Origin of the sequence: Aeoliella straminimaris (assembly GCF_024054565.1) — a bacterium.
Taxonomy (GTDB): domain Bacteria; phylum Planctomycetota; class Planctomycetia; order Pirellulales; family Lacipirellulaceae; genus Aeoliella; species Aeoliella straminimaris.
Genome location: NZ_JAMXLR010000004.1, coordinates 1 through 16,335 on the forward strand (window position 1 = coordinate 1; position 16,335 = coordinate 16,335).

Consider the following 16,335-nt stretch of genomic DNA (forward strand, 5'->3'; position numbering starts at 1 on the left):
AACATCGCGCGAGAGCAGCTTGCAAGCCATCCGGTGCGAGAGCAACTGGAACGGCTGGTGGAGTCTGTAGACAGTTCGGAATAACAGCACGTCACGCATCCTGTCAAAAATCGAATACGTCGCAGAAGTACAACGTATCTTCATCCAGGTCGTGTAGCAGGATGTAGCGAGAGCAATCGCCAATGCCCGGCCACGCATACATTTCCTGGCGACTTGGTCCCGGCGTCTTCAACCAATCTCTGGGCATGTAAGCCCAAAAGTCGCCATTCTGTGGATCTGCTGGAGCCAGTGGAACCAAATTCCAGTGCTGGATGATGCGCTGTTTCGCATCGTTTCCCGCGTTGAGTTTCCAGAAGAAAGCCCACCCCCAACCATCGCTGTGTCGATAGGCCGTGATCTTGAGATCGTCCTGTCCCGCCTGCTCAGCCGCTTCCAGCACGCGACGAGTCTCATCAGGCCAATGCTCACGGTTCTCGACGAGCCCAGGCCCCCAACGCAGTTGGTACGCTCGCTGGCTGGCCTCGTACTTTCGCCAAGTCAAGCCCACTGTGGCGAAGCACACGGCCGACATGGTGATCCATTTTAGAAGAGACCACAGCGAAAAGTGGGGAGACGACTCACTCACCGATACCTCACTCCGACTGCTCTTGAAGTTGCTTTGCCCTTCTCGCCAGGTCTGCCTCGCGGTCCGGCGGCTCGCCCACGACGATCGTTGTTGCCGGCAATCTCTGCCGCAGTTGCTCGACTACTACTGGCGAAAGCAAGCTGTATCCAAGCTCGAGCTCCTTCAATTCGGAAAATGCCGCGAGTTGCTCGACTGTTTCGTCGTCGATTGGAACGTCGCTGAACCATCTGCAGTGAAGGCATAGCTTGGTCAGACGGAAAAAAGCTCTATTCTCGTTCGAAACCAACAGTGACTTTACCATACCTGGCGGTCCCTGCCATTCGAATTCGGCACGCCCCGACAACCCCACGCCACACATCGGCACAAGGTCTTCCTCGTAGGCTTCGTAAATGTAGCCGCCTAGATTGGCTTCTAGTGTCTTGAGTGCTACCAATTCACGTTGCCGCTGCCGAGCCGCCCAGGAATACCAACCGGCAAGACATGCCACCACGGTCACCAGAAGCAGCAGTTCTCGCAGACGGAAGCGTAGCAGTTTGCGAAGCATTTGCCGCTCTCCGCTGGAGTGGAGTTGGTGACTTAGCGACCGACACTAAGTGTACCGCACCCCCTGATGCTCCGCTTCGAAGAACGCCGGCAGCAAACTGTCGACGCGGAGCAAACCATCGCGGGTCAAGCGAATGCGGTCCTCGTCTAGATTCGCGAGACCCTCACCCGAGTATTGCTGCCACACCGGCTGCCAGTGCTCGAGGATGTCGACGTCGTACTTATCCTGGAAATAGGCAGGGTCGAGCCAGCCTTTTTTAAGCTGCAGAATCATCTCCCGCACCAGGGCCTGGTGCGGCGTAATTTTCAGGGCCCGGCCAATGGGCAGTTCGCTCGCGTCGCCGTCGGCGTCGAGGCGGCCGACGTACTTGTCCCATTCCGGCTCGTTCTGGTAGTGCACCCCGGAGACGTGCCCAAAGCTGGCGATACCGGTGGCCAGCAAATCACTACCCCGCCACAGATTGTCGCGGTAGCTGAACTCTACACCGGGCTTGACCATCGTGTAGGCGCTCGAGGTGACGTAGCCCGCGTCCTGCAGCTGGTCGAACGCCCAGGTCAGCCAGTCGCGTTTGGTTTCCCAGTCGGCCACGGGCGACTCGATATCGCCGCCCAGGATGTCCTTGGAGTACACGGTGTTGAACGGCAGTTCCATCTGGTAGATCGTCACGCTATCGGGATCCATGTCGATCGCCCGCCGCACGGCGTCCTGCCACTTCTCGGTAGTGTCGCCGACCATGCCGCTAATCAGGTCGATGTTCACGCTGTCGAACCCGGCCGCTTCAATCCAGGGCCAGGCCTTAAAGATTTCGGGCGACTGGTGGGCACGGCCATTGTCTTCGAGAATCTTGTCGTCAAAGTGCTCGACGCCGAGGCTCAGCCGGGTAACGCCAATCTCCTTGAGTGTCTGAACCTTGGCTTCCGAGAGCGTGCCCGGCTCGCACTCGAACGTGACCTCCTCGGCCAGGCTCCAGTCGATGTTCGCCCGCAGTCGATCGACGAGTCCATGCAACTGCCGGCTCGAAAGGAACGATGGTGTACCGCCGCCAAAATACACGAATCGGAACGGTCGCCCACCCATAGCCGGCAATTTGCTTACCAGTTCGATTTCGCGCGACAAAGCGGCGAGGTACTCTTCGACTTCTTTGGCATTGCGGTCGGTGAACACCTTGAAGTAGCAGAACTTGCACCGTTTGCGACAGAACGGAATGTGCAAATACAACCCCAGCGGCACCTCGGCCGGCGGGGAATTGAGCGCCGCAAGCGCATCGCCCACGTTGTCCCGCGACCATTGCGAAAACGGCGGGTAGTTGCTGATGAAATAAGAGCCGACTTCGGTTTTGGTAGATTCAGACATTTGGCAGCCACGGATAAATTTAGCCACAGATCAACACAGATTAACACAGATGCTTTGCAGCATAGCTAATCGTAGACCAGGCGTTTGACTTGAACCTTAGGCTGACCAAAATTTAGCAGCAGACCAACGCGATTGTCGGTTGCGCGCAGGTAGTTGATGGACTGTGCAACATGCGAATCGTCTATGGCTCGAACATGCTTCAGTTCCACTACAACTATGTTTTCGACCAGGAGATCGACATAGTACTCACCGACGACTACTCCATCATAATGCACAACGAGGGGGTGTTGCTGGCTAACCATCAATCCAGACTTTCGGAGTTCGTAGGCGAGTGCGTTCTCATACACCTTCTCGAGAAATCCAACTCCCAGTGTATTCGATACTTGGAACGCGCAGCCGATGACCATCTCGGTAATCTCGTTCACTTCAAATCTGTGTTTATCTGTGTTCATCTGTGGCAATTGCGTCTGCTGCGACCAACTTCGGCTAGTTCTTCTCTCCAAAGCAGTAAAGGGTGCCGTCGGTGTTGGCGATTAGCAGTTTGCTATCGACCACCACCGGCGAAGCGACGAAATGTCCGCCGGCGTCGTAGGTCCAGGTAGCCTCGCCCGACTGGAGGTCGATGGCGTGCAGCTTGCCTCGCTGCGTGGCGGCGATGGCCACGTTGCCAGCGATGATGGGAGAGCTTTCCACGCGTGTACGGGTGGGGAACGTCCACTTGCGGTTGCCGGACTCAATGTCCACGGCAAACACCGCCTTACCCTGGCTGCCGTAGACCGCCAGTTTGTCGGTCACCGCTGCGGCCGTGCGAATGCCCTGCTTGCGGCGTTGGTCGATATAGGTCCACAGCACCTTCATCGGCTCCTGGGCAGTGTCGATGGCATAGAAGGTACCTTGCTCGGTACCAAAATACACCTTCGAACCACGAGCCGCCGGCGTGCTACCCGTGGGCCCGTCGATGTCGAGCGTCGTCACTTCTTTCGCGGTGGTAACGTCAATGCCATGCAGTTGACCATCGCAACCAGCCAGCATGGCCCGCCCATCGACGATGGTGGGCGTGCAGCGTAGCGGCGCGTCGATCACGAACTCGTTCAGCTGCTTGCCATTGTCGGCGTTGTGAATGGTGAAGGTGCCTGCCTCGGTGGTGACGAGCACCTTTTCGTCGGTCACCAGCGGTCCGGCCATGACTTCGGCTTTGAGTGTTACCTTCCAACGCTCCTTGCCATCGGCCAATGCCAAACAGCGCAGATCGCCATTAAAGTCGCCCACGAACAGTCGATCGCCATCGATGGCTGCAGGCGACAGAAATCCAGTATCTTCGAACTCTTGGGTCCAGACAGCTTTGCCCGTAGCCATATCGATGGCGTGAAACGTTCCGTCGACATCGCCCAGATAGGCAATGCCATCCTTTACCACGGCTGTAGCCTCAAACGCACCATCTTCGAGTTCGTAGCGCCAAAGCACTTCGGGCGAAGCGGGTAGGCTGCTCGACGCCACACCGGTTGAATTGAAATCTCCGCGGGCCACCAGCCAATCTTCGGCCAAGCACACGGGGGCAACGAGTAGCAGGATTGCAGAAACGGCGGATGCCTGAATTCTCAACCTATTCATACGCAGCCTCGTAGATAAACAGATAATCTTGCTCACTCAATTCGATAGGATTGAAAGTGCCTGTCCACTGTTTCGTGGCGGCAACCGCCAGGTGCTCCAGCCGGTGGCGTTCGATGCCTCGCTCCTGTAGTGTACCCGCCAGACCGGCCTGGCGAGCAAGTTGAGCGACAAAATCGGCTAGCGCAGAGGGACTTTGGGACGATAAATCTTCGTACCACGGCCCGACACTTTGGGCGTTGTGCCGAATAATGTGCGGCAGCATCAGTCCCACCGCCTCGCCGTGCACGACACCATATTCGGCCGTCAATGGGTTCGCCGAGGCATGCGCGGACCCAAGCATCGAGTTCTCAATCGCCAGTCCCGCGAACATTGCACCGAGCTGCATATCGCACCGCGCCTGCAGATTGTCGGGCTCGGCCAGTATCCGCGGCAAGGCGGGCGACAACAGCGCCCACGCCTCGCGACTATAAGCCACCGACATCGCGTTGCGTTTCTTGGTAACGAACGTCTCGAGCGTGTGTGCCAGGGCGTCGATGCCGGTAAGCGCTGTAACTCGCTGGGGCTGCGTGAGTGTGAGCTCCGGATCCAACAACGCCACTCGGAACGCCGCCCGCTTATCTCCGCAGGCCATTTTGACGTGCGTCTCGGCATCGGAGATCAGCGCGAACGACTGTGTCTCGCTGCCCGTACCAGACGTCGTGGGCACAGCGACCATCGGCAGCATGTCGGCCGTGGCTTTGCCGACACCCCAGTAGTCCTGCATTCGCCCTCCGCAGGAGTAGACAAAGTTGATCCCCTTCGCACAGTCCATGCTGCTACCACCGCCAATGGCGACGATGGCGTCGGGCGAAAAGTCGGTGGCCACGGCCAGCCCGGCATCAACGTTCTCGGTAGTAGGATTCTCCTGCAGCCCATCAAAGACGTGCGTCTCGAGCCCCGCCGTGTGTAGCGACTCCACGCCTCGCGCGGTGTGCCCCGCCTTCTCGATGCCCGGATCGGAAACCACGAGCACCCGCTTCACGCCAAGCGCAGCGGTGAGTGTTCCCAACTCGGCAATGCGGCCGGGGCCGTAGATGATTCGCGTTGGGCAGTGGAAATCAAAAGCCATGATTTTTTTGCCGCAGACGGAGGCGGGACGGCTGGGGTTTGGGGTGGTGCCGAGGTTCTTAAGGAGCAATGTCGCGAAGCGACGCTTATCCCCCTCTCCCTTGCGGGGAGGGGAACATGGCGTGTGCGCCTCGCAAGCGAATGGCAAAGCTGCTAAGCCAATTCACTTTCAACCAATCTGCAGCGCGCGGTTCTTGTACAGGAACTCGATCAAGTTCCCTTCGTGCGGTTGCAGCCAGTCGACTTGGGGGGTGGGGATCGGGCCGAGGTTCAAACGGTCGATTTCGGTGCAGGCAATCAAATCGCGGCGGAGTTCCTCGTCGTTCGTAACACCGGTGCAAATCAGCGAGTAGTCGATCGCGTCGATCATCTTGTCTTGCGGGCACTCGACCACGTTCACCATCGGGAACATGTATTCCTTGTTGCGAGAATCACTCTCAATGGATGCATGATGCAGCACGACCGGTCGGATGTAGGCCACCGGGTCGCGTTCAACCAGCCGCTCGCCATATTGACTGGTCATATCGGTAACAAGCGATGCCTTCGCGTCGTTTTCAATGGCGCCCCAGATCGCCTTCGCGGCGCCTTCGATCGTGAAGGCGGCGAGTCCGGCGTTCGGATCGTCGGGCGGCAAAACTTCGATCGGGCCGAGCTTGGCCGCCAGGGCTTCGGCAATTTCTTTTGTGTGCCGCGAGGCGTAGATACTCGAGGTGTTCAGACAGCTGCGGCCGCCGTTGCGGTAGACGCTGTCGGCCATCATGTCGACGTACTGCTCCCAGTCGTCGACGCAGTCGTCGCCCAGCAGAATCTTGGAAAAACCCGGTCCGTGGACCTGCACCTTGGGATTGCCCGAGTACTGCTGGACGGTTTGGGGGCCGCCAAAAATCATGCTGCGTCGGCAGCTGGAGAGGATCGCCCCGCCAATGTCCGCACCGGCACCGGGGTACAGGCAGAACGTTTCACGTGGGATGCCGGCTTCGACCATAGCAGAATAAACCCGGTAGGGCGTCCAAGGTTCCGATGAGCCGGGCTTCAGCACCAGGCCCATCTGCAGGGCGATCACCGGAATCCATAGCGTATGCACGCCGGGCGAGTTCGACGGCAGCACCGCACCAAGGGCGTCGCACTGCGCCTGATAGCTGACCGTGACGCCACGTTCCTCTTCGCCGTAGCCACGTGCCAGAATATTAAGATCGAGCCCGCGGGTCAGGGCGTCGAGAATCGTATCGATGTTTTTCAGCACAAACGCGTTCTTGGTGACGTTCGCCTGGCACATGGCGATCGGCATGCCAGTGGTGGCCGACTGCTGCTGGATGAAATCCTCGGGCGTCTGCTTCGAGTCGCCCACTTGGAGCGTGCCGGACTCGAACAACTCGCCCGCTTTCTTGCACATGGCGATCAGATCGGCCGGCGAGATCGCCTGCAGCGCGCGGCGGGCGAACTTCGCCTTCTTGGCATCCCGCTGCACGATCCCGGAACCCACGGTATGCACCCTGGCGACCGGCTCGCCGGTGTAGAAGTGCTTGACCTCGTCGATGTCGAGCGACTCGTAAGGCTCGCCCCAGCGGATGGCTTGTAGTTCGATCATTTTTGCGGAGGGGTCGGGATTCAGGGGTCAGGGAGTTATTGGGCCACGGATGAACCACATCACTCCAGGTGGCAAACCAGATTCTTCAGTCGCTTAGGCTCCCTCAGAATGACACAATCACGCTGCTCTGCGGGCGCTGTGTCCTCTGTGGCTAGTAAACTCCCACGGTCGTACCGCCGGCGAGTTTGCTGAAGGGGCGGACACCGCTGATGCCATCCCAGGGGTATTGCTCGCATGGCGGTTCGCGCTCGCCTTCGTCGCGTTCCAGGAAGCCTGGCACGAAGAACTCCTTGGTGAGCGTTGTCAGCTTGGAGCGGCCGGTCTCTCCGTAGCCAACCACCTTGTCGGTGTCGTCGAAGTCGACAACCTGCAGCACCGCGCGAGGCTGGGGGGCGTGGTAGGTGATCTTGTATTTGTTCTCTTTGGTCACCGGTTCGCTGCAGGCCAGGCCCATCAGGGTGTTGCCATAGGTGGGGGTCATGTAGATGCCACTCACTTCGGGTGGGCCGCCGAACAGCTCCTGGACGCAGAATTTGGTCCACTGTGGGGTGAACTCGGTGCCGCCAGAGAAGATGCCGGTGATGCCACACTCGGCGAGCGAGGTGCCGCGGTTCTCGAGTTCCAGGCAGAGTTGCTCGATCAGCTTGGGCGTACCGAACATGCACTTCACGTCATGTCCGGCGGTGAGAATGGTGACGGCCTGGTCGATGCAGTGCTTCTTGTATTCTTCCAGGTGATCCATCCACCCCTTCTTGATGAGCTTGATCACCCACCGCGGGTCGAGGTCGATACAAAAACAAATGCCGCCGCGATGCTGGGCCAGGTGCTCTACCGCCAGGCGCAGTCGCCGCGGACCGCTGGGACCGAGCATCAACCAGTTGCTACCAGGGGGAAAGTACTCGTCGGGCAGCGTGTCGCTGAAGTTCGAATAGTCGGTGCGAAAGTCCTCCATGGCGATACGACTTTTGGGCACGCCGGTCGTGCCGCCAGTTTCAAACACGTAGACCGGCTCGTGGGCCAGCCCCTGCGGCACCCATCGCCGCACCGGCCCGCCACGGAGCCATTCGTCCTCGAAGTCGGGAAATTTGTCCAGGTCGGCGAAGCATTTGACCTCGGTCAACGGATCGAAGTTCAGCTCGCGTTTCTTTTCGAGCCAGAAGGGACAACCCGTGTCGTCGCCAAAGTGCCAACGCACAATCTCGATCGTGTGAGCATCGAGTTGTTCCTGTGCCTGGTCGACGGCAGCTTGAAGAGAATCGGACATGGCGGGAGAGCGGCCTGGTGGGTGGGAAAGAAAGTTTCGAGGTTCAATTTTCAATATTCAACCAAATATGCTGATTGAACGCTGAGAATTGAACGCCGATCCTGGTGGTACTGAACGATAGCGGACCGGGCGCCGGGTGGCAAGTTTGTGAGACTCACCCGGCCCGTAAACAGCAATAGCCCCGACCAGAGTTGGCCGGGGCTATTGACGTTGAATTTCCGGAGTACCGCAGAACTTTAAGACTGAGCCTCGGATGTGTTCTGGGCGCCACTGGCACCGAGTTGGGCAAGCACCTGAATCACGCCATTCAGGTGGGCGAGGCGCGGTCCGTAGCGGTCGATGAATTCGTTGAGCATGAACTCACCTTCGACCAGGTCGTGCCGGGAGTCGCTGACCTCTTCGGTCAACCGGTCGAGGTATTCGACTTGCACCTTGCTGAGCACTTCGGCCGCTTCGCGGCAGCCATCGGCCAGGCCAGGGTTCGCCTTCTTCCACTGGTTGAGTTCGTGGTTGCGTTGCTTTTGCGCGGCAGCCATGGTGCCCAGCAACTCTTCCAGTAGTTCGTTCGTGCGGTCTTGCGCAGCCAGCACTTCTCGTAATAATTCGGTGTGTTCTTCGTGTTGTGTAAGCACTGGGCGAGTTTGGCTGGAGGCAGTTACGTCGACCTGGGAAAACATCGAAGCAATGGAGGGTTGAGGATTGCTCATGGGGCCCGAAGTCCTCGAATGTAATTGACGCTGAAATTGGGGACGATGCTCTTTGATATGGCGTTGCCGATCCAACAGCAGCCCTCGCCTGCGTGCCATCATGTCGCACGGAGCACCAAGGGTGGACGCGGTTCGTGTCCCCTCGCCAGAACTTTAGTCTAACGGAAACAAGCGCGAGGTTCCAGAATCTGAATGCGGGTTTTCCGTGGATTGTGGAAGGTTCCCTCTGAAACTCCACCGACCAGGTAGTTGGCGAAATCTGTAATGATTCTTCCGGATTCAAGTGCTCGGTAGCTGCGTCCCGATTCTGCTTTTAGTGGGACTCTATTGCCCACGCTTCCCGTGCCCTTTCGCTAGCACTGCCTCTTGCGCCACTGCCCCCTCGACCAACGCCGATGAGCACCCCCAAGAAGTCCGCTGACCCCGACTTTGCATTTCTTACCGTACTGGAAGACGCCGCTGCCGGCATGCTGGGAGGCCTATTAGTGGTCAACCGGCGAGGACGGCCGATCGAATTCCATTGCACAGCGCCCATCAGGTTCAGCCGTGCCGAAGAAATCTTGTTCGGGCCCACGCTACGGCCCCACTTCTACTGCGAACGAATCGGCGCAGCTTTGCTGGCAAAGCTGTCGACGGACGTCGCCCTGGTGGTGGTGAACCAGCTCGACTGCTGGCCCGTGGCCGAGCAAACAGCCAAGCCCGTAGTGCTGGTGGACCCCAGTCGCGTGGAACCGGTCAACGACTCGGACCAGAGAACGGGTGGTGGCGACTCTGCGTGCCTGGATCAACTCGATCCATTGCAGCGTCCCGAGGCCGAACGGTTACTGGCCGAGCTGGCGCGGTACGTCGATCTATCCGAGCCGTTCGAACGCATCGAAGAGGCCATCCGCGAAGCGGGCTTGCTAGTTGCCGAAGACATCGAGCACCCTACGGACGAGGAGCACTATGCCGAAGCTGCCTGAGTCGACAACTCCGCTGGCTCGGGTGTCGCTGTCGCTCGCGAATCTCGCCGGTGGATCATCCCAGCAGTCCACCACTCGCGAGCTCGTGGTTACCTCGACCAATATGTCGGACGCCCCGCTGCCCGAGGCGGTGTCGATGCCACTGATAACGGAGAAGGTGAAGGTCAAGAGCTTTCGGTTTGCCCCACGCGAAGAGGAGCCCGCGGGCGAGCGACCCAGTCGCCCGCGGCCGAATCGCAAGAAGAGCAAGCACACCCGCATCCGCGCGCCGCGGGATGTGGTTCGTCTGGAAGACCGCTTGAGCTACGTGCTGCAACCACCGCTGGAGACGTTGCTGGCGGACGAACTGGTGGAGCTGCCTTTCACGCCGTTCGACTACCAGCTGGACGGCATCGCCTTTCTGTTTCCGCGCAATCACGCGGTGCTGGCCGACGAGATGGGACTCGGCAAGACAATGCAGGCCGTAACGACCACGCGGCTGCTGGTGCGCAGCAAGCAGGCGAGGCACGTACTGCTGGTATGTCCCAAGCCACTGGTGACCAACTGGCAACGGGAGTTCGCCCTCTGGGCACCTGAGATTCCGGTAACGGTGATCTCTGGTCCTGGTGCACGCCGCGAGTTCCTGTGGCGACAACGCGCCGTGGTGACGCTGGTAAACTACGAAACCTTGGTGCGAGACGAATCCATCGTCGAAGAACTCGACCTCCATTTCGATTTGGTCGTACTGGACGAGTCGCAACGCATCAAGAATCGTTCCGGCACCACCAACCGTGTGGTTCGCAATCTGATGCGCGAACGGAGCTGGGCGCTGACCGGTACGCCGATTGAAAACAGCGTAGATGATCTGGTGGGCATTTTCGATTTCGTCTCTCCGGGATCTCTCCGCACCGGGATGAAACCGCGTGAGATGGGACGCGCCGTTTCGGACGTGGTGTTGCGGCGGACCAAAGACCTGGTGATGCAGGACATGCCACCGAAGCTGGTTCGCGACTCGGAGATCGACCTTACCCCCGAACAATGGGACGCGTACCAGCGGGCGGAAAACGATGGTGTCGTGGAGCTGGGCGAGTTGGGCGAAGAAATCACGCTGCAGCACGTGTTTCAACTGGTGCTGCGACTCAAGCAGATCTGCAACTTCGATCCCGCCACCGGCGAAAGCAGCAAGCGAGATCAACTGGCAGCCGAACTGGAAGAGGTCGCCGCCAGTGGTCGGAAGGCCATCGTCTTCAGCCAGTGGGTCGACACCATCGAAAAACTGAACGATTCGCTCACGCAGTTCCATCCCGCGCAATACCACGGCAAGGTGCCCCATGGACGTCGCGATACGGTACTGCAGCAGTTTCGCGAAGACCCCAAGTGCAGCGTGATCTTGATGAGCTATGGCGCGGGTGCCGTGGGGCTGAATCTGCAGTTTGCCAGCTATGTGTTTCTGTTCGATCGCTGGTGGAACCCGGCCGTGGAAGACCAAGCTATTAACCGCGCCCACCGCATCGGGTGTGCTGGACCTGTGACGGTAACTCGTTTTCTTGCGGCAGGCACCATTGAGAAGCGGATCGACCAGATCCTGGCCGAGAAGCGAGAGCTGTTCGACGCGGTGTTCAGCGAGGGTCGCTCGCCTCGCAACCTGAGCCTGTCGCGCGAGGAGCTCTTCTCGCTGTTCGACCTGGCCACGCCCGAAGGCCGCATGCAGGCGGCGTAGCAATCTATCGGCTGCAGGGCTGTGCAATCAGTCCTGGGTGGACGGTTGTTATTGGGGCTGTTCTCCGCTAGCTTCGAGCAGAACGTTCTAGCAACCGCGCAAACTGGGAGACCTCGCAATGGATGAGAAGTGGCCACTGGGTGTGTTCGCGAGTATCGACGCCGGCTTGGGTGTCGATTTACAGGTTGCCAAAGACTTGGGCGTCACCACGGTGCACCTCCACACTCCGCATGCCGAATCGCGGACGCCCGAACGGATTGCCGAGTTCCGAAAGACACTCGACGACCTGGGCATCCGGGTAACCTGCGTGTTTGCGGGCTTCGACGGCGAGAGCTACGCCGACATCCCAACTGTCGTGAAAACGGTGGGCCTGGTGCCCAAGGAAACTCGTTCCGCCCGTACAGCCGAGCTGATGGATATCGCCAAGTTCGCCCACGAGTTGGGAGTGGACACGGTGGGGCTGCACCTTGGATTCGTACCGCACGATACGAGCGATCCCGACTTCGCCGAACTGCTGGAAATTACTCGCCGGGTATGCGATGCCTGCGCTGCGGACGGCCAGAATGTCCACCTGGAAACGGGCCAAGAACCGGCCGACGTGCTCGAGGGCTTCCTGACGGCGGTCGATCGGCCCAATCTGTACATCAACTTCGATCCAGCGAACATGATCCTCTATGGATGTGGAGAACCATTGCCCGCACTCGAACAGTTGGGCAAGTGGGTTCGCAGCGTTCACTGCAAAGACGCCAAGTGGTCGGACCAGCCGGGCGAAACCTGGGGCGCCGAAACTCCCTTGGGCGAGGGCGACGTCGATTTCGCTAAGTTCCTGGCCGTGCTGGAAAAAATCGGCTACACGGGCCCGCTGACGATCGAGCGGGAGATTCCGCAGGAGCCGGAGCGGCAAAAAGCCGAAATCGGCGGTGCCCTGTCGCTGCTCAAGACGCTGAAAGCCGACTACGGGCTGTAGTCTCGTGTCGTAGCGGACACGCGGGCCGTAGCCAGGAGATAGGCTCCCAGTGCGGGATCCGCCAGGGTGAAAAAACCGGATACCGGTGGCTGAAAAGATTAGGCGAACTGGTTAAACTGAGGGTTTCCGCCCTCCCCGGCAACGCCGGACCGCCCGCCCTGCTTTCGGAACACCCACCGCATGCCTATTCTGCCTCGCCCCTGGACGATGGCCTGTCTCGCCCTGCATTTACTTGGCGCGACCCTGGCCACGAGTGCCCCAGTTGAACTGCCGGGATATCAGTCGGCCGACGAATTCGAAACGGCCCTTCAATCACTCGGCGAAAGCGATATCGCCACGGTCACCTCGCTCGGCAAGACTGCCGAGCAGCGCGACATCCAACTGGTCACACTCGGTACGGGCGACTGGGCCGCCAAGCCCGCCGTGCTGGTAATGGGCAGCGTGGACGCCGCTAATTTGGTGGGCTCGGAGCTATCGCTGCGAATGGCGCAGCAGTTGTCGACCCGCTACGCCGAGGGTGACGAAGCGGCCATCGAGTTGCTGGACGCCGTGACGCTGTACTTTATTCCCCGCCCCAGCCCCGACGCCTCGGCCCACGTGCTCGATGGTCCTACCACCGGCCGGGCCACGAACACCCGCTCGACCGACGACGACCGCGACGGCAAATACGACGAAGATCCCACCAACGACCTGAACGACGATGGCGTGATCACCATGATGCGTGTGGCCGATCCCGCCGGCCCCTGGATGGAGCACCCCGACGAGCCGCGTCTGTTGGTGCGAGCGGACATTAAGAAGAAGGAAGCGGGCAAGTACCAACTCTACTCCGAAGGCACCGACGACGATCAGGATGAAACCTGGAACGAAGACGGTCCCGGCGGCGTCGACTTCAACCGCAACTTGACTTTCAAGTACCCCTACTTCAAGCCAGGTGCTGGACGGCATCAGGTTTCGGAGCCCGAAACGCGTGCGGTGGTCGATTGGATGTTCACGCAGCCGAACATCTTCCTGGTGTTCTCTTTCGCCCCACAAGAGAACCTTGCCAAGCCATGGAACGCTGCCAAGGACAACGGCGGCCGCATCAAACAGCAAGTGCTGCGAGACGATAGTCCTTACTACGACTATCTCTCGGAGATGTACGTCGACAACATCGGCAACAAGAATTCCCCCGATACCGCCGCTCAAGATGGCGCGTTCACTCCCTGGGCGTACTTTCACTACGGACGCTGGTCGGTCGCCAGCCGCGGTTGGTGGATCCCTAAAATCGAACCTGCCAAGCCGGACGACGAGAAAACAGACGAGCAAGAAGAAGCTGATGAAGAGGCAGACGACGAACCGCCAGCCGTAGCAGAGGATGAAGCGGACGCAGACGAAGACGCGAAGAAAGAGTCGGCGCAAGACCCCGCTGCCGAGTCGGACGACGAGCCCGAAGCGGAATCATCGACCGATGAAGCCGCCACCGAGGATGAAGACCAATCGGACGACGACAAGACAGACGAAGAGAAGTCCGAATCTAAGAAACCCGACACCCGTAACGCGGACGAAGTGAACGCCCTGGCTTGGTTCGCCCAGGAGGGAATCGAAGGCTTCGTCGAGTGGCAGGAGGTCGAACACCCGGACTTTCCCGGCAAGCAAGTAGAGGTGGGCGGCTTCAAACCGCTGCTCCGCGAGCATCCACCCGCCGACGATCTCGACGAGTTGGCCACTCGGCATGCAAAATTCCTGGCCGATACCATCGCGCTCAGGGCCAAGCTCGCCTTTGGCAAAGCCAAGGTCGAAACCCTGGGGGCGGGCGTATATCGCATCCAGGCCACGGTTATCAATCAGGGCTATCTGCCCACCGTCAGCAGCATGGGCCGCACCGCCGGCAAACTGCAGCGACTGGAAATCGAACTCAAACTGCCCGAAGGCAGTAAAGTACTGGTAGGCGATCGCCGGCAAACCCTCGGCACGCTCGACGGCGGAGGCGGCAATCAGCAAGCCAAATGGCTGGTACGCCTGCCCGCGGGCACGGAGAAACTAGAGCTGCAGGCCGGCGAGCCCTCGGTTGGATATTGCCAACAGACCATCGAGCTGAACAAAGTGGATGAACCTCAACAGGCAGAAGAAACGGAGGCCAACGATGAAGGCTAAACTCGCATTGTTGCTGCTGGCCTTCGCGGCCTCGCTGTCGGCCTACGCCGACCAAAAACCGATGTATCAACCACTCGGCGCGCCCGCCGATCCGGACATTTCGGCGCGTTGGAACTTCTACCGCGACTATGCCCAGGCTACCGGACTGCTGAAGCAGATTGCTGCGGCGCATCCTGATATCTGCCGACTGGAGAGCCTTGGCACATCGCATGGCGGTCGTGAGATGTGGGTGATGACCATCACCAATCAGGCTCAGGGCGACCAACAAGATGAAGCCCAGAAACCCGCCTTCTGGATCGATGGCGGCATCCATGCCAACGAAGTGCAGGCAGTGGACGTCGTGTTGTACACGGCCTGGTACATGACCGAGATGTACGGCCGCAACGAGACCATCACTCGCCTGATCGACGAGCGGGTGTTCTACCTGATGCCGATGATGAGCCCCGACTCGCGCGACGCTCACATGCACGAACCCAACACTACCAATGGTCCGCGCGGCGGCCAGCGACCAGTGGACGACGACCGTGACGGTCGGGTGGATGAGGATCCTGCCGACGACCTGGATGGCGACGGGCACATCACACAGATGCGCATCCGGGATCCCCTCGGTCGGTACAAACCGGACGACGAGTATCCGGCGATGATGGTTCGGGCCGACCCCGACGAGACCGGCAGCTACACCCTGCTCGGCGCCGAGGGCATCGACAACGACGGGGACGGCCGGGTGAACGAAGACGCTGATGGATATTACGATCCCAATCGCGACTGGCCGTGGTACTGGGAACCTTCGTACGTACAGCGTGGCGCGCACAACTATCCGCTCAGCATCGAAGAGAATCGCATGGTGGCCGACTTCGTCATGGCTCACCCGAACATCGCCGGCGCCCAGTCCTATCACAACACCGGCGGCATGATTCTCCGCGGCCCCGGCGCCAAGCAGGATCGTTGGCCCCGGGAAGACATCGCCGTGTACGATCGGCTCGGCAAGCGAGGCGAGGAAATGCTGCCGGGTTATCGCTATCTGAACACGGCCGACGACCTGTACGAGGTCTGGGGGGGCGAAACGGATTGGTTCCACACCATGGTGGGCGCCTTCGCGTTTGTGAACGAACTGAACACTCCATTCAATCTATTCCGCGAATCTGCTTCAGGAGGCTTTTTTGCCAGCCAGGATAACCAGCATAAGTTCGACAGACTGCTGCTGTTGGGGGATGGCTTCGTCGAGTGGCACGAGGTCGATCACCCCACGTATGGTAAGATAGAGGTGGGCGGGCTGAAGAAGAACTGGGGGCGGCAACCTCCCTCGTTCCTGCTGGAGGAGGAGTGCCACCGCAACATGGCCTTCACCATGTGGCACGCCGACCAGTTGCCGAAGGTGGAAATCGAAGAGGTCGTCGTCCGCCCATTGGACGATGGTCTGTTCGAAGTGACCGCCACGCTGATGAATCGCAAACTGACCCCCACCCGCTCCGCATTCAACATCCAGCATAAGGTGACTCCGCCCGACGTGGCCCGCATCAGCGGCGACGACATCGAAGTGATAGCAGCGTTGGTTTCGGACGACCGCCCGTTCGACGACGTGGAGGACGCCGGTCGGACCCCGCACGACGTGCAACTGGATGTCATTCGCCCCTGGCAACCAAAATACGTGCGATGGCTGGTTACCGGCAGTGGCAACGTGGATGTGAACATTCAATCCATCAAAGGCGGCACGGCAAGCATCCAGGTGCCGCTTGAGGGATCGGACGAAACAAAACAAGACTGAGGCAAATACA

At 59.7% G+C, this 16,335-nt stretch carries 14 protein-coding genes; 5 read left to right on the forward strand and 9 right to left on the reverse strand.

What is annotated here, in order from left to right:
* Positions 1–103: 103 nt before the first annotated feature.
* The 9 genes from NG895_RS00965 to NG895_RS01005 form a co-directional block, all read right to left on the reverse strand.
* On the reverse strand, positions 104–625 hold the full coding sequence (locus NG895_RS00965; RefSeq protein ID WP_252850568.1) for a hypothetical protein: 522 nt from the start codon (positions 623–625) through the stop codon (positions 104–106).
* Between the two features lie 7 nt (positions 626–632).
* Positions 633–1,169 carry a hypothetical protein gene (locus NG895_RS00970; protein WP_252850569.1) on the reverse strand — a complete coding sequence of 179 codons (537 nt, stop codon included), beginning with the start codon at positions 1,167–1,169 and terminating at the stop codon, positions 633–635.
* Between the two features lie 45 nt (positions 1,170–1,214).
* Positions 1,215–2,522 carry a coproporphyrinogen-III oxidase family protein gene (locus NG895_RS00975; RefSeq protein WP_252850570.1) on the reverse strand — a complete coding sequence of 436 codons (1,308 nt, stop codon included), beginning with the start codon at positions 2,520–2,522 and terminating at the stop codon, positions 1,215–1,217.
* 65 nt (positions 2,523–2,587) lie between these two features.
* Entirely contained in the window at positions 2,588–2,974 is a 387-nt protein-coding gene (locus NG895_RS00980) for a GxxExxY protein (protein WP_252850571.1), read from the reverse strand.
* Positions 2,975–3,008: 34 nt separating this feature from the next.
* Positions 3,009–4,133 (reverse strand): outer membrane protein assembly factor BamB family protein, encoded by a 1,125-nt coding sequence (locus NG895_RS00985; protein ID WP_252850572.1) that lies wholly within the window; start codon positions 4,131–4,133, stop codon positions 3,009–3,011.
* Entirely contained in the window at positions 4,126–5,241 is a 1,116-nt protein-coding gene (locus NG895_RS00990) for an iron-containing alcohol dehydrogenase (protein ID WP_252850573.1), read from the reverse strand. Before NG895_RS00990 ends, NG895_RS00985 begins: the two co-directional genes overlap by 8 nt.
* Before the next feature lie 168 nt (positions 5,242–5,409).
* Positions 5,410–6,828 carry an aldehyde dehydrogenase family protein gene (locus NG895_RS00995; RefSeq protein ID WP_252850574.1) on the reverse strand — a complete coding sequence of 473 codons (1,419 nt, stop codon included), beginning with the start codon at positions 6,826–6,828 and terminating at the stop codon, positions 5,410–5,412.
* Between the two features lie 151 nt (positions 6,829–6,979).
* Complete coding sequence (locus NG895_RS01000; RefSeq protein ID WP_252850575.1) at positions 6,980–8,092, reverse strand: phenylacetate--CoA ligase family protein; 1,113 nt, start codon at positions 8,090–8,092, stop codon at positions 6,980–6,982.
* A gap of 236 nt (positions 8,093–8,328) precedes the next feature.
* Positions 8,329–8,799 carry a hypothetical protein gene (locus NG895_RS01005; protein ID WP_252850576.1) on the reverse strand — a complete coding sequence of 157 codons (471 nt, stop codon included), beginning with the start codon at positions 8,797–8,799 and terminating at the stop codon, positions 8,329–8,331.
* A gap of 395 nt (positions 8,800–9,194) precedes the next feature.
* Between NG895_RS01005 and NG895_RS01010 the strand changes: the two genes are divergently transcribed.
* The 5 genes from NG895_RS01010 (at position 9,195) to NG895_RS01030 (ending at position 16,325) form a co-directional block, all read left to right on the forward strand.
* Positions 9,195–9,761 carry a hypothetical protein gene (locus NG895_RS01010; RefSeq protein WP_252850577.1) on the forward strand — a complete coding sequence of 189 codons (567 nt, stop codon included), beginning with the start codon at positions 9,195–9,197 and terminating at the stop codon, positions 9,759–9,761.
* Positions 9,745–11,460, forward strand: coding sequence for a DEAD/DEAH box helicase (locus tag NG895_RS01015; RefSeq protein WP_252850578.1), 1,716 nt, complete (start codon positions 9,745–9,747; stop codon positions 11,458–11,460). The genes NG895_RS01010 and NG895_RS01015 overlap by 17 nt, the downstream gene beginning before the upstream one ends.
* A 118-nt stretch (positions 11,461–11,578) precedes the next feature.
* On the forward strand, positions 11,579–12,427 hold the full coding sequence (locus NG895_RS01020; protein ID WP_252850579.1) for a sugar phosphate isomerase/epimerase family protein: 849 nt from the start codon (positions 11,579–11,581) through the stop codon (positions 12,425–12,427).
* 180 nt (positions 12,428–12,607) lie between these two features.
* Positions 12,608–14,560: a M14 family metallopeptidase gene (locus NG895_RS01025; RefSeq protein WP_252850580.1), complete on the forward strand. Its 1,953-nt coding sequence runs from the start codon at positions 12,608–12,610 to the stop codon at positions 14,558–14,560.
* Entirely contained in the window at positions 14,550–16,325 is a 1,776-nt protein-coding gene (locus NG895_RS01030; protein ID WP_252850581.1) for a M14 family metallopeptidase, read from the forward strand. The genes NG895_RS01025 and NG895_RS01030 overlap by 11 nt, the downstream gene beginning before the upstream one ends.
* Positions 16,326–16,335: the final 10 nt, after the last annotated feature.

Excerpts from the sequence above, each read along its gene's own strand:
- NG895_RS00970 (WP_252850569.1), bottom strand. The coding sequence starts at position 1,169 with ATGCTTCGCAAACTGCTACGCTTCCGTCTGCGAGAACTGCTGCTTCTG.
- NG895_RS00975 (WP_252850570.1), bottom strand. The coding sequence starts at position 2,522 with ATGTCTGAATCTACCAAAACCGAAGTCGGCTCTTATTTCATCAGCAAC.
- NG895_RS00980 (WP_252850571.1), bottom strand. The coding sequence starts at position 2,974 with ATGAACACAGATAAACACAGATTTGAAGTGAACGAGATTACCGAGATG.
- NG895_RS00985 (WP_252850572.1), bottom strand. The coding sequence starts at position 4,133 with ATGAATAGGTTGAGAATTCAGGCATCCGCCGTTTCTGCAATCCTGCTA.
- NG895_RS00990 (WP_252850573.1), bottom strand. The coding sequence starts at position 5,241 with ATGGCTTTTGATTTCCACTGCCCAACGCGAATCATCTACGGCCCCGGC.
- NG895_RS00995 (WP_252850574.1), bottom strand. The coding sequence starts at position 6,828 with ATGATCGAACTACAAGCCATCCGCTGGGGCGAGCCTTACGAGTCGCTC.
- NG895_RS01000 (WP_252850575.1), bottom strand. The coding sequence starts at position 8,092 with ATGTCCGATTCTCTTCAAGCTGCCGTCGACCAGGCACAGGAACAACTC.
- NG895_RS01005 (WP_252850576.1), bottom strand. The coding sequence starts at position 8,799 with ATGAGCAATCCTCAACCCTCCATTGCTTCGATGTTTTCCCAGGTCGAC.
- NG895_RS01010 (WP_252850577.1), top strand. The coding sequence starts at position 9,195 with ATGAGCACCCCCAAGAAGTCCGCTGACCCCGACTTTGCATTTCTTACC.
- NG895_RS01015 (WP_252850578.1), top strand. The coding sequence starts at position 9,745 with ATGCCGAAGCTGCCTGAGTCGACAACTCCGCTGGCTCGGGTGTCGCTG.
- NG895_RS01020 (WP_252850579.1), top strand. The coding sequence starts at position 11,579 with ATGGATGAGAAGTGGCCACTGGGTGTGTTCGCGAGTATCGACGCCGGC.
- NG895_RS01025 (WP_252850580.1), top strand. The coding sequence starts at position 12,608 with ATGCCTATTCTGCCTCGCCCCTGGACGATGGCCTGTCTCGCCCTGCAT.
- NG895_RS01030 (WP_252850581.1), top strand. The coding sequence starts at position 14,550 with ATGAAGGCTAAACTCGCATTGTTGCTGCTGGCCTTCGCGGCCTCGCTG.